Genomic DNA, 12,740 nt, shown 5'->3' on the forward strand with positions numbered 1-12,740 from the left:
ACGTGGAAAGCCCGCCGGTACGGGCGGTACCGTACCGGCGGGCTCGCGTGAAACGTCAGCCGGCGATCGACTTCAACGCGTCACCCAGCGCGTTGGCCTCGTCCGGAGTCATCTCAACGACGAGACGGCCACCACCCTCCAGCGGGACGCGCATGACGATGCCACGACCCTCTTTGGTGACCTCCAGCGGACCATCGCCCGTCCGCGGCTTCATCGCCGCCATCTTGTCTCCCCTCAGACCTACGTCAGGGTCGGTGGGTTGCCCCACAGCCACTTGCTCCTGGAATGTCCAGCAGCCCCGTCACGTGCTCAGCCCCACGCGACGCGGTGCTCGTTTCCGACCGGCGGCCGTACAGGCCGTTTCACGTGTCAACGCGATGCGGCCCACCGTGCCGATCAAACATTTTCCCTGATGAACACCGGCGAACCCAAACCCAGCCCGGGCGGATGTGACAGCATCTAGCATATCGCCTTTTCGGCTGTCACAATGTGCGGTCATGCAGGCGCGGTCCGCACTCTTCGACCTGTACGGCGATTACCTGCGCGCTCGTGGCTCCCGGGCCCCGGTCGCGGCCCTCGTGAAACTGCTCGCCCCGCTCGACATCGCGGCCCCGGCGGTTCGTACAGCGGTGTCGCGAATGGTGCGTCAAGGATGGCTTCATCCGCTCCGCCTGGCGTCCGGACCTGGCTATCTGCTCACCCCGAAGGCCGCACGCAGGCTGGACGAGGCGGCCGGCCGGGTGTACCGAACCGGTCGCGGAGGCTGGGACGGCCGGTTCGACATGGTCCTTCTGCACGAGCCGCCGCTCGCCCGGCGGGACGCCATCCGGCTCAGCTTTCTCGGGTACGGATCGCTCAGCGAACAGGTCTGGGTGGCGCCGCGCGCGTCGGAAGAATTGGAGTCGGCGCTTAACGAGGCCGGCGCGAAATTCGAGCGATTCAGCGCCAGCCATACGGCAGGTTCCGCCTCAATCGTCGACCAAGCCTGGGATCTCCGGCGAATCGGACAGTCGTACGAGGACTTCGTGACGACATTGCACCCTGTCGTGAAGGCGATCACTGCACGTAGTTCCGACGAGGAGGCGTACGCCGCGCGGTTCCAGCTGGTGCACGCCTGGCGGTCGTTCCTCTTCCAGGATCCGCAGCTTCCCTCGTCGCTGCTGCCGGCCGGGTGGCCCGGTGCGCGGGCCGCCGGGTTCTTCGACAAGCACGCGTTGCGGCTGCGCCCGGCAGCCGATCGCTACGTGGAACGTTGCCTGCAATCGGCCATGCGTGGAAGCCGTGTGGGATTCTCGGACGTATGACGGACTCGCTCCTTGTCGACCGCACCGATGCGGTCGCCACGCTCACCCTGAACCGCCCCGACGCGATGAACTCCTTCACCGTCGACCTCAAAGAGGCGCTGCGGGACACCCTCGCCCAGCTGGAGAGCGACCGGTCGGTCCGGGCGATCGTGCTCGCCGGTGCGGGTGGCGCCTTCAGCGCCGGTCAGGACCTTCGTGAGCACGCCACGCTGCTGGAGTCCGGGTCAACCGACCTGAACACCGTCCAGGTGCATTACAACCCGATCGCGCAGCGTCTCGCGAGCATGCCGAAGCCGGTCATCGCGGCCGTTCGCGGCATGGCGGCCGGCGCGGGCGCGTCGCTGTCCCTGCTCGCCGACTTCCGGATCGGCGGGCCGTCGACCAAGTTCCTGATGGCGTTCGCCAACGTCGCCCTGGCCGGCGACAGCGGCATCTCCTGGTCGCTGCCCCGGATCGTGGGCCACGCCAAGGCCGTGGAGCTGCTGCTGCTGGCTCAGCCGGTGAAGGCCGAGGAGGCGTACCGGATCGGGCTGCTCACCCGCCTGGCGGAGGACGACGAGCAGGTGCTGCCGGCCGCTCAGGAGCTCGCTGCACGGCTCGCCGCCGGCCCGACGGTGGCGTACGGCGCGATCAAGCGGGAGCTCTCCATCGGCGACGCCGGCACGCTCTCCGACGCTCTGGCCGCCGAGGCTCAAGCCCAGTCGATCTGCGGTGGGACCGAGGACCACAAGGCCGCGGTGACCGCGTTCCTGAACAAGCAGAAGCCGGTCTTCAACGGCCGCTAGTCCTCGTCTTCTTCCTCGGGGTCCTGGTTCGCCTCGGCCCCGAGGACGAATGCCTGCATCGCGAGCTCGTCGCCGGACGGCCAGACATAGGTTGGCAGCTCCTGCGGCCCCAGCTCGGCGACGTGCGACCAGAACTGGCGCACCGCCTCGGCCGGGCTGGTCGCTTCGATCGGCATGGCCACGCTGACCAGCCACGACTTCTTGTCGCTCTGGGCGGCGAGCCGACCGGCCAGCCGCCGGAACAGCTCCTCGCCGATCGCGGTCACCGTGCCGTCGCCGGCCAGCTCGTCCGCCGGGACCGGCTCGTCGAACGCGCGCCGCAGGTAACCGAGAACCAGGTCGCCGCCGTCGGTCTTCTCCACCCGGGCCAGCGCCACGACACGTTTCTCGGCGACCAGCAGCACCTCGTCACCGGCTGAGGCCTCGGTGGGCCTGCTCGCCACTGTCACGACATCGTGCTGGAACAACCGCTCGGTCGCCCACTGCTCGTCCGGGATGATCACTGACCACTGCGCCATGCGGTCCATCTCATCACGCGCCGGCTCAGGCAGTCACCGGTGGGACCCAACAGCCGATCAGGTGGTCGTCCACCATGCCGGTGGCCTGCATCAACGCGTACGCGGTGGTGGGTCCGACGAACTTGAAGCCCTGTTTTTTCAGGCTCTTGGCGAGCGCTGCCGACTCGGGCGTGATGGCCGGCACATCCGCGCGTGTCGCCGGCCGGGGCCGGCCACCGGAGGGCGCGAAAGACCACAGCAGGGCGGAGAGTCCGTCCGGCAGGTCCGCGGCGACCTTGGCGTTGTGCAGCGCGGCGTCGACCTTCATCCGGTTGCGGACGATCCCGGCGTCGGCCATCAGGCGGGCCGCGTCGGCCTCGGAGTACGCCGCGACCTTGGCGATCGAGAAGTCGTCGAAGGCGGCCCGGAACGCCTGGCGCTTGCGCAGGATCGTGATCCACGACAGCCCGGACTGGAAGGCCTCCAGGGTGAGCCGTTCGAAGAGCGCGTCGTCGCCGCGCAGCGGCTTTCCCCACTCGGTGTCGTGATAGACCAGGTAATCGGGGGTGCTGGCGCCCCAGAAACAGCGGGCCCGCCCGTCGTCGCCGACCACCAGGTCGGTCACGGAATGAGGCCCTGCTCCACCAGACGGCCGAACTTCTTGAGCGCCCCGGTGAAACTGATCTTGGAGCCCGGCCAGAGCACCGGCCAGGCGATCTTCCCGACCGGCCCGGCCGGCAGGTGGAACCACTCGTGCATCACGACCTGGGTACGGTCGCCGGACATCGCCGTGCACCGCATCGAGCCGGGACCACGCAGCACCTTGCCGCAGTGCACGACCCGCACCTCGAACGGCGCGTTGACCTTCACGACCCGCAGCTCGTCACGGATCACCGCCGGGCCGAGCGCGGTGACCGCCTCGACCAGGCTGCCCTCACCACCGTCGCCCTCGACCACCCGGACCTTGGTGAACGGGATCCACTCGGACTGCTTCTCCCAGTCCATGAAGGCGGCGAAGACCGTGGGCGCGGGAGCGTTGACGATGACCGTGGCGGTGAACTCGCCGATGCCGGGCTTCGCCGCGTCACCCAGACCGCCGGCTGGGCCACCCTCCGCGGCGGTCACCGGCTCTCCGCCCGCTCTTCGTCGGCGCCCTCTTCCTTTCCGGCTTTCTCGGCGTCGGGATCTCCGGAACGCGCGTGCGGCGGCAGGCCGGCGACCTCGTCGATCGGGTCGTCGCTGCTGATCAGGTCGGTGTGCGGCGCGGCCTCGGTGCCGGCCGGCGGCTCCGGGAGGGCCGGGACCGCGGCCGCCTCACGGGCGCGGCGCAGCGCGTCGGCGTCCTCGAGCCGGCCGTCACGCAGCGCGGACACCTCGGCCTCGAGCACGCCGATCAGCTCGCCCTTGTAACCGATGTCGTACGCCGCACGCTGAAGCGCCTGGTCCACCTGGTTCATCCGGTAACCGCGCCAGACCGTGTCGAAACGCGCGCTGCCGATGTCGGACTCGCCGAGTGGACGGTCGCCGGGAAGCGGTACCGCACGCCCGTCGGGCTCGACCGGGGTCAGCCCGGAGTCGCCCCCGCTCAGCAGAACGGTCACGCCGAAGACGATCGTCGCGACCACCAGCGCCACGACGATGAAGAGCAGAAGCTGACCCATGCGCACGATGTTGACATGTCGGCTTTCCGGTGGCGAGCCCGCCACCCGGTCGATGACGCCGATAACTGGGCGACCGGCGCTCAGGTCCAGGTCAGGATGCGCTTACGCCACGCATAAAGGATGCCGAGCGCAAGCACCGCGACGAAGACACCCATCTCGGCGATGGCGGCGCCGCCGAACTCCGGTCGATCGAAGACGACCGCCCACGGAAAGAGAAAAACTGCCTCAACCGCAAAAAGGACATAAAGGTACGCGTAAACGTAGTACCGGATCTGCGCCTGAGCCCAGTCCCCGCCGACCGGGTCGATGCCGCTCTCGTACGAGATCCGCTTGCCCGCCGGCTCCGCCGGGTTCGACGGCCGCAGCAGCCTGTTCGCCCCGAACGCGGCCACGAACAGCAGCACTCCGGCGGCGAGCACGAGCCCGAGCGTCGCGTACGAACCGAGATATCCGTCCACGATCGGGGAGCCTAACCGACCAGGGCCCGCGAATTACGTGCCGCATGGTGGACATTGCTGGCTGGGACTTTACCCGCACCGCTACCGTGGGCAACGGTCCGAGGCCGCTTTGTAAGGAGTGGCGACGTACTCTGGAAGTGACGATTTGCGGACCGGCTCATCGACAAACTTAAGCCGCCGGACCGCGTCTTATGGAGGTTGAACGTGGCCGCTCCCGCGAAGCGAGTCGAGCAGCTGGACCGGGTAGTCATCCGATTCGCCGGAGACTCAGGCGACGGAATGCAGCTCACCGGGGACCGATTCACGTCGGAGACCGCGCAGCTCGGCAACGACATCTCGACCCTTCCGAACTTCCCCGCTGAGATCCGCGCGCCGGCAGGCACGCTGCCCGGGGTCTCCAGCTTTCAGGTGCACTTCGCCGATTACGACATCCTGACCCCCGGCGACGCGCCGAACGTTCTGGTCGCCATGAACCCGGCCGCACTGAAAGCCAACCTCGCCGATCTGCCGGCCGGCGCCGACATCATCGTGAACACCGACGAGTTCACCAGGCGAAACCTCGCCAAGGTTGGTTACCAGGTCAGCCCGCTCGACGACGGGTCGCTGGAGAGCTACGCGGTCCACCCGGTCGCACTCACCTCGATGACAGTCGGTGCGCTGGCCGAGCTCGGCGTCTCGAAAAAGGACGCCGAACGCGCCAAGAACATGTTCGCCCTCGGCCTGCTCAGCTGGATGTACTCCCGCCCCTTCGAGTCGACGCTGCGGTTCCTGGAGCGCAAGTTCGCGAAACGTCCGGACCTGGTCCTGGTCAACAAGACCGCACTGCAGGCCGGCTGGAACTACGGCGAGACCACCGAGTCCTTCACCGTGCGATACGAGGTGAAGCCGGCCAGGATGCGCCCCGGGACGTACCGGAACATCACCGGCAACCAGGCGCTGGCGCTCGGGTTGGTGGCCTCGGCGGTCCGGTCGAAACTGCCGCTCTTCCTGGGCGCGTACCCGATCACCCCGGCGTCGGACATCCTGCACGAGCTCTCCAAGCACAAACGGTTCGGCGTCACCACGGTGCAGGCCGAGGACGAGATCGCCGCGATCGGCGCGGCGCTCGGCGCGTCGTACGGCGGAGCGCTCGGCGTGACCACCACGTCCGGGCCGGGTGTTGCGCTCAAGAGCGAGACCATCTCACTCGCCATCGCCCTGGAGCTGCCCCTGGTCATCGTCGACGTGCAGCGGGCCGGCCCGTCGACCGGCATGCCGACCAAGACCGAGCAGGCCGACCTCAACATGGCGCTGTACGGCCGGCACGGCGAGGCACCGCTCGCGGTGATCGCGCCCCGGTCGCCGTCGGACTGTTTCCACGCCGCCCTGGAAGCGTCGCGGATCGCGCTGACCTACCGCACCCCGGTCATCCTGCTCTCCGACAACTACGTGGCGAACGGCTCCGAGCCGTGGTCGCTGCCGTCGGTCGACGAGCTGCCGGACATCTCGGTCGCGTTCACCACCGCGCCGAACGCTCCCGGCGGGCACTTCCTGCCCTACCTGCGAGATCCGGAGACGCTGGCCCGGCCATGGGCCATCCCCGGCACCCCCGGACTCGAACACCGGATCGGCGGCCTGGAGAAAGCCGACAAGACCGGCGACATCTCCTACGACCCGGCGAACCACGAGCACATGGTCCGGATCCGGCAGGCGCGCATCGACGCCATCCCGGTGCCGGACGTCGACGTGGAGGACCCGGAGGCCAATCTCTCCGGGCAGGATGGCGCCCGGGTTCTCGTCCTCGGATGGGGCTCCACCTACGGCCCGATCGGTGCGGCCTGCCGGGCGCTGCGCCAGCGCGGCCTGTCGATCGCACAAGCACACCTGCGCCACCTCGCCCCGCTGCCGGCCAACCTCGGTGAGGTGCTGGCGGCGTACGAAAAGGTCGTCGTCCCGGAAATGAACCTCGGTCAGCTGGCCTCGGTGATCCGCTCCAAGTACCTGATCGACGCGGTCCCGTTCAACCAGGTCAACGGCCTTCCGTTCACCGCCGCCACGCTGGAGAGCATGCTGGAGGACGTGGTCAAGAATGGCTAATCCCGTAACGGTGAAGCTGACCGCCAAGGACTTCAAATCCGACCAGGAAGTGCGCTGGTGCCCGGGCTGCGGCGACTACGCGATCCTCGCCGCCGTGCAGCAGTTCATGCCCGAGCTGGGCATCCCCCGGGAGAACATCGTCTTCGTCTCCGGGATCGGCTGCTCGTCGCGCTTCCCGTACTACATGAACACGTACGGGCTGCACTCCATCCACGGGCGCGCGCCGGCCATCGCGACCGGTCTCTCCACGTCGCGACCGGACCTGAGCGTATGGGTGGTCACCGGCGACGGCGATGCGCTCTCGATCGGTGGCAACCACCTGATCCACGCGCTGCGCCGCAACGTGAATCTGAAGATCCTGCTCTTCAACAACCGGATCTACGGGCTCACCAAGGGCCAGTACTCGCCGACCTCGGAAATCGGCAAGATCACCAAGTCGACCCCGGCCGGGTCGGCGGACTCGCCGTTCAACCCGCTCTCGCTGGCGCTCGGGGCCGAGGCGACGTTCGTGGCCCGGACCATCGACTCGGACCGCAAGCACCTCCAGTCGGTGCTGCGCGCCGCGGCCGCTCACGAGGGTTCCGCGTTCGTCGAGATCTACCAGAACTGCAACATCTTCAACGACGGCGCGTTCGACCTGATCAAGGACGCTGACTCGCGTGACGAGCACCTGATCCGGCTCGAACAGGGCAAGCCGATCACGTTCGGGACCGACGACCGGTTCTCCGTCGTGCACCCGGAGGGCAGCTTCGGCCTGAAGGTCCAGGAGGGCGGCGCCGCGATCGTGCACGACGCCACAGTCGACGACCCGGCGTACGCGTTCGCCCTGTCCCGGCTCTCCGGCTCGGAGCTGACCACCACGCCGATCGGGGTGTTCCGGGACGTGCAGCGCCCGTCGTACGACGAGATCGTGCGTAAGCAGGTGCTGGACGCGAGATCCCAGGTCGACGGCGTTCCGGAGGAGATGCTGAACAACCTGCTCAACGCCGGCGACACCTGGACCATCCTGTGACCGTCACACAGACGCAGCCTCAGACCGTCACGCCGCTCGGCACACCCTCGTCGTCACGGATGTAGACAAGCAGGTCGCCGGTCTCGATGGCGATCACGGCCTCGCCGCCAAGCGGCAGCACCTTGCCCCGGCGGATCAGCGCGACCACCAGCGTGACCAGCTCGCGCGGGTTCCTGCCGACCTCGGCACGCTCGGCCGAGCGCATCGCCAGCGCCATCCCCTGCCCGGGGGTGAGCAGGTCCTCCACCACGTCGATCAGCGGCGGGGCGGTGGTGGTCAGGCCGAGCAGGCGGCCTGCCGTCGAGGACGACACGATCACGTGGTGGGCGCCGCTCTGCTTGAGCAGGGCGGCGTTCTCCTGTTCACGGACCGCCGCGATGATCCGGACCTGACCGGCGGTGAGCTGGCGGACAGTCAGCGTGATCAGGACCGAGGCCTCGTCGCGGTCGGTGGCGATGATGACCGACTTGCAGTTCTTCACGTCGGCCTCGTTCAGCACTGCCGATCGGGTCGCGTCACCCTCGATGACGACGAACCCGCTGGCCTGCGCCTGCCGTACACCGGCTTCGCGGTTCTCCACGATCACGATGCGCGCCTTGTCGTACCCGGTCTCGAGAAGCGCGGCGACCGCGGCCCGGCCCTTGGTGCCGTAACCGCAGATGATGATGTGGTCCTTCAACTTTCGCCTCCACCGGCTGACCCGCAGGCCCTTGCGGTACTGGTCAGTCAGCACTTCCAGTGTGGTGCCGACCAGGATGATCAGGAAGAGGACGCGGGCAGGCGTGATGAACAGGACGTTCACCAGTCGCGCGCTCTGCGTCGCCGGGGTGATGTCGCCGTACCCGGTGGTGGAGAGCGTGACCACCGCGTAGTAGGCGCAGTCGAGAAGGGTCAGCCCGTCCTCATTGACGTCCCGGTAACCCTCGCGATCGGCATAGATGATCATCACGGTGACCAGAACGAGGCCAAGCGCCATCGCCAAACGCGCTGCTAGAGCCTTCAATGGTCCCTGACGGACCAGCGGCAGATGAATCATGAAACCGCCCGCACGCACTCACCCTAACGGTCAAGCTGGAGATCACACCCGTAGGACGCTATCGGAGGCTCGATGAGTTGGCGCGCCGCCGTCGCAGGTTTCCTCCTGGCCGGCTTGCTGCCGGTTCCTGCGGCTGCCTCGGCGACCGTCGACAAGGCCACCTTGCTGCTCAGCTGGACACAACCGACCGCCGCGAGCACCGCCGCCTGGAACACCGCACGGCGTAACCAGAAGAAGTGGGCGGAGTACGGGTTCGACTGGGCCACCGACCACTGCAGCCACGCCCCGGAGCGGCCGTTCGGATTCCGGTTCGGGCCGGCCTGCCGGCACCACGACTTCGGGTACCGCAATTACCGGGCCGCCGGCACCCTCGACAAGCACCGCAAACGTCTGGACGAGGTGTTCCGCGCCGACCTGCGCCGCGAGTGCGACAGCCATCGCCTGGCCGCCCAGCCGCCGTGCAACGCGCTGGCGTTCACCTATTTCCAAGCGGTGGTCCTGCTCGGTGCGAAGGAAAAACCTAAGACCCGCTGACCGCGTTGGCGAACCGGGCCGCGCCGTCCTCCAGGTCCGGGTGCTCCACCGCGAGGGCCAGCGCCACGATCCGGTCGAATCCGAGACCGGCGCCGTCCGCGTACGCCTCGTCGAAGGCAGCGTCCCCGAGAGCCGACCGCAAAGCCGTCTGCTGCGCCGACCAGAACGCGCCGAACGACTCGGTACGCCGAGCGCCCCGAGCCGCCTCCGCACCACCGAACAGGACCGTCGCCGTCGACGTGTCACCGCCCAGCACACACCGCACCGCGATCGCCGCGACCGCGTCGGCGGCAGCACCCCGAAACCCGTGCCGCAGCCGCGACCGCAACGCCACCACCAGGTGATCGTGCGCGGCGACCAGGTCACCGCGGCGCAGCGCGACCATCCCGAGCAGCCAGTCCACGGCACGGCGGCCCCGGTCCTCAGGATGCGCGGCCTCGATCTGCCGGGCGCCGCCAAGCAGCTCGGCGGCCTCGGTCAGAGCGTCCCGGCGCCAGAGCAGCTCGGCCAGGGCCAGCACGGCAGGCAGCGCCGCCGACGAGGTGCCGAGCCGTTCCGCCTCGGCGATCACGTCGCGGCAGGCCCGCTCGGCGGCCTCGGTGTCACCGTCCAACTGCACCCGCTGGGCGGCGAGCGCCCGGATCAGCAGCGACGCGTCGCCGGACTCCCGAGCCAGCTCCTCGGCGCGGGTCAGGAAACGTTCGCGCTCGCCCCGGTCCTCGGCGAGTCCGGCGTGGACCAGGTAGGCACCCGCCAGTTCGGCGCCGGACGCGTTGCCGACACCACGCTGATAGAGACGAGCCAGCAGCTCACGGCCCTCACCGGCACCGCCGTGCTCACGCCACCACGGGTCCAGCGCGCCGGCCAGACGCAGGCCGGACCGCACGTCGCCGCAGGTCGCGGCCCAGCGCAGCGCTGCCTGCCATTCACCGACGTAGGGGCTCAGCTCGGTGAGCGACACGGTCCCGTCGGTGTCTGTCGCGACCCGGTCCAGCGCCTGCATCGCCCAGGTCAGGTGGCGATCGCGGACGGCGTGCTCGTCACCTGCCGCTACCAGCTGACGGATCGCGTATGCGCGTACCTGGTCGGAGAGCCGGTAGCGCGCGCCCGGCACGACCTCGACCAGCGACTTGTCGGCGAGCTCGGAGAGCGCGCCGATAGATTCGGGTCCGCACCACTCGACCGTGGCGAGATCCACCGGCCCGGCGAAGACCGCGAGCCGGCGCAACAGATCCGCCGCACGGGTGCCGAGGGTCCGATAGGACCAGGTCAGGTTGTTGGTCAGGCTCGCGTGCCGGCCTTCGCCGGCCGCGTCGTTGTCGAGAGCGCCGAGCGGGTCGTCGAGGCGCCGCGCCAGCTGGTCGGCTGGCAGCAGCCGCAGCCGGGAGGCGGCCAGCTCGATCGCCAGCGGCGAGCCCTCCAGCCGTGCGGCGAGCCGGGCCAGCTGCTGGTCGCCGTCGCCGGGACGGCCGCCCTGCGCGGCCGACGCACGCTCCCTGAGCAGCGCGAACGCATCACCCGGCACCAGCGGCGGGATCCGCCAGACGGTCTCGCCGGCCATCCCGAGCGGTGCCCTGCCGGTCGCAACCACATCGAGCCGCCGGCAGCGGCTGAGCAGGCGGTGCACCAGTGTCGCGGTCAGCGCCGGTGCCGCGTCGCAGGTCTGCAGCAGCACCAGCATCCGCCGCTCGGCGCACTGCTCGACCAGGGTGTCGATCATCGGACGACCCGGTTCCGGCCGCAGACCCAGAGCCGCGGCCAGGGTGGTGGGCAAGCCATCTGCCGCGGTCGCGGCATCAATCGTCCAGACACCACCCGGGTACGCGGGAAGCAGCTGCTCAGCGACCGCAAGCGTCAGTCTCGTCTTGCCGGCGCCGCCCGGACCCACCACGGTGACCAACCGGTTGTGGCTGATCAACTCGGCCAGCTCGGCGGACTCGGCGCCGCGACCGACGAACCGGCTGTGCGCGGCGGGCAGGTTGTGCCGGGGCGCCTCGGCGGTGCGTGGCCGGGGGAACTCGCGTTCCAGCCCGGGCGCGACCACCTGGAAGATCCGCTCGTCGTCGTCGAAGCCGCGCAGCCGGAACGCACCGAGGTCCAGGAGATCGACCGAGGACAGATTCGATGCTCGGCCGACGGGCGGACGGGCGGACGCGGTGTAGGCGGCGGTCACAGCGAGTGCTGTCGCTTCGGAGCAGAGGATCTGTCCACCATGTGCAGCGGCCGACACCCGGGCCGCCCGGTGCACCTCCGCGCTGGCGTATTCACCACCGACCGGAGTGGCCCGTCCGGTGTGCAGTCCCATCCGGACGCGGGGCATCGCATCACGCCTCGGCCAGTCGTGTGCGGACAGCCGGCGCTGCGCTTCGACGCATGCGGCGACGGCCGCGTCAGCGTTGGTGAAAGCTACGAAAAATGAGTCACCCTCTGTTAAGAGTTCGACACCACCGAAGTCAGCAAACACAGCGCGTAGCACTGATCGATGCGCACCGAGAACACCTCGGTACGCCTCGCCGAGCATCCGGGCGAGCCGTGTCGAACCCTCTATGTCCGTGAACATAAAGGTCACCAGCCCGCTGGGTAGCTCGTTCCATCCCGACACGGTGGACCCTCCGCCCCCTTTGTGGAAGTCGCGACTCATGCTGCCGTACCTGTAAGTCACCGCCCATCGTAGAAACGGACGGTAATCACATGCCCGCCACGGCCGACCCCTTACGGATTACTTTTGATCGCGGCATCGACGCGGGACGTACGGGACTACGCGTCTCGTAACGAAAGAGATCGAAGGCGGAAACGCCGCGTACAGCCAAAACCGTCAGGACGTTCGGGTGTACCCAAACGGGGCAACGAATCGACACTCGGCGCGAGCAGAGGATCACCCGCCGGAGTCGAACTGGAGGCTTGACTCTCCGTCACCGGCCCGCGTGCGCCTACCGCCATCTCAGCCCATCTGACAGCGACAACGCGCCTAGATCTTGGCAAAGTAGCTCAAGGGTGACATTGGGCGGCCCACACGTTGGCGAGTTCAGCTCCACTCCGCCTGGATCTTGTGGACTTCCCCGCCGACGTGCCCGCACAACTCCGCAAGATCGAACGGCCCTGGCCGATCTTGCGGAGTTGTGCGCAAACGGTTCGCCAAACTCCACAAGATCGGCGATGCACCACGCTCACCACGCAGCGAAGCACCACGCTCACCACGCGGCGAAGCACCATCCTCACCACGTAGCGAAGCACCACCCTCACCACGCGGCGAAGCCACACTCACCGGCATTGCGAAGCACCAGGCTGACCACACCGAAACCGCCACAAAACTGGCAGAATGCCCGAAACCGACACGCCCCGGGCGGCCGTCCCGCAAAACTCGTGCACTCGTGGTC

Annotated in this window: 13 protein-coding genes; 5 read left to right on the plus strand and 8 right to left on the minus strand. The window is 68.6% G+C overall.

Annotated elements, in window-relative coordinates:
- Positions 1-55: 55 nt before the first annotated feature.
- On the minus strand, positions 56-223 hold the full coding sequence (locus ACQP2E_RS35840) for a DUF3117 domain-containing protein (protein WP_014447667.1): 168 nt from the start codon (positions 221-223) through the stop codon (positions 56-58).
- A 274-nt stretch (positions 224-497) separates the two neighbouring features.
- Between ACQP2E_RS35840 and ACQP2E_RS35845 the strand changes: the two genes are divergently transcribed.
- Both ACQP2E_RS35845 and ACQP2E_RS35850 read left to right on the plus strand, forming a co-directional pair.
- Positions 498-1,304 (plus strand): PaaX family transcriptional regulator, encoded by an 807-nt coding sequence (locus ACQP2E_RS35845; protein WP_433827391.1) that lies wholly within the window; start codon positions 498-500, stop codon positions 1,302-1,304.
- Positions 1,301-2,089: an enoyl-CoA hydratase-related protein gene (locus tag ACQP2E_RS35850; protein ID WP_433827392.1), complete on the plus strand. Its 789-nt coding sequence runs from the start codon at positions 1,301-1,303 to the stop codon at positions 2,087-2,089. Before ACQP2E_RS35845 ends, ACQP2E_RS35850 begins: the two co-directional genes overlap by 4 nt.
- Here the strand turns inward: ACQP2E_RS35850 and ACQP2E_RS35855 are convergent.
- The 5 genes from ACQP2E_RS35855 to ndhC form a co-directional block, all read right to left on the minus strand.
- On the minus strand, positions 2,086-2,607 hold the full coding sequence (locus tag ACQP2E_RS35855; protein WP_433827393.1) for a hypothetical protein: 522 nt from the start codon (positions 2,605-2,607) through the stop codon (positions 2,086-2,088). The genes ACQP2E_RS35850 and ACQP2E_RS35855 overlap by 4 nt on opposite strands.
- Positions 2,608-2,632: 25 nt before the next feature.
- Positions 2,633-3,211 (minus strand): DNA-3-methyladenine glycosylase I, encoded by a 579-nt coding sequence (locus ACQP2E_RS35860; RefSeq protein WP_433827394.1) that lies wholly within the window; start codon positions 3,209-3,211, stop codon positions 2,633-2,635.
- Positions 3,208-3,711: an SRPBCC family protein gene (locus ACQP2E_RS35865; protein ID WP_433827395.1), complete on the minus strand. Its 504-nt coding sequence runs from the start codon at positions 3,709-3,711 to the stop codon at positions 3,208-3,210. Before ACQP2E_RS35865 ends, ACQP2E_RS35860 begins: the two co-directional genes overlap by 4 nt.
- Positions 3,708-4,247, minus strand: coding sequence for a DivIVA domain-containing protein (locus tag ACQP2E_RS35870; RefSeq protein WP_433827396.1), 540 nt, complete (start codon positions 4,245-4,247; stop codon positions 3,708-3,710). Before ACQP2E_RS35870 ends, ACQP2E_RS35865 begins: the two co-directional genes overlap by 4 nt.
- Positions 4,248-4,327: 80 nt before the next feature.
- Positions 4,328-4,705 carry an NADH-quinone oxidoreductase subunit A gene (ndhC, locus tag ACQP2E_RS35875; protein ID WP_433827397.1) on the minus strand — a complete coding sequence of 126 codons (378 nt, stop codon included), beginning with the start codon at positions 4,703-4,705 and terminating at the stop codon, positions 4,328-4,330.
- Between the two features lie 279 nt (positions 4,706-4,984).
- On the opposite strand from ndhC, the gene ACQP2E_RS35880 reads away from it, so the two are divergent.
- Complete coding sequence (locus ACQP2E_RS35880) at positions 4,985-6,781, plus strand: 2-oxoacid:acceptor oxidoreductase subunit alpha (protein ID WP_433834204.1); 1,797 nt, start codon at positions 4,985-4,987, stop codon at positions 6,779-6,781.
- Positions 6,774-7,793 carry a 2-oxoacid:ferredoxin oxidoreductase subunit beta gene (locus ACQP2E_RS35885; protein WP_433827398.1) on the plus strand — a complete coding sequence of 340 codons (1,020 nt, stop codon included), beginning with the start codon at positions 6,774-6,776 and terminating at the stop codon, positions 7,791-7,793. Before ACQP2E_RS35880 ends, ACQP2E_RS35885 begins: the two co-directional genes overlap by 8 nt.
- A gap of 19 nt (positions 7,794-7,812) precedes the next feature.
- Here the strand turns inward: ACQP2E_RS35885 and ACQP2E_RS35890 are convergent, their stop codons facing one another.
- Positions 7,813-8,829 (minus strand): potassium channel family protein, encoded by a 1,017-nt coding sequence (locus ACQP2E_RS35890; RefSeq protein WP_433827399.1) that lies wholly within the window; start codon positions 8,827-8,829, stop codon positions 7,813-7,815.
- A 72-nt stretch (positions 8,830-8,901) separates the two neighbouring features.
- Here ACQP2E_RS35890 and ACQP2E_RS35895 point away from each other — a divergent pair, with 72 nt between their 5' ends.
- Positions 8,902-9,363, plus strand: a complete 462-nt coding sequence (locus tag ACQP2E_RS35895; RefSeq protein WP_433827400.1) for a phospholipase — start codon at positions 8,902-8,904, stop codon at positions 9,361-9,363.
- Here the strand turns inward: ACQP2E_RS35895 and ACQP2E_RS35900 are convergent.
- A complete protein-coding gene (locus tag ACQP2E_RS35900) occupies positions 9,350-11,965 on the minus strand; it encodes an ATP-binding protein (protein ID WP_433827401.1) in 2,616 nt (871 codons plus the stop codon). The genes ACQP2E_RS35895 and ACQP2E_RS35900 overlap by 14 nt on opposite strands.
- Between the last annotated feature and the right edge of the window lie 775 nt (positions 11,966-12,740).

The sequence above is a fragment of the Actinoplanes sp. CA-015351 genome (assembly GCF_050955685.1).
In the GTDB taxonomy this organism is placed as follows: Bacteria; Actinomycetota; Actinomycetes; order Mycobacteriales; family Micromonosporaceae; genus Actinoplanes.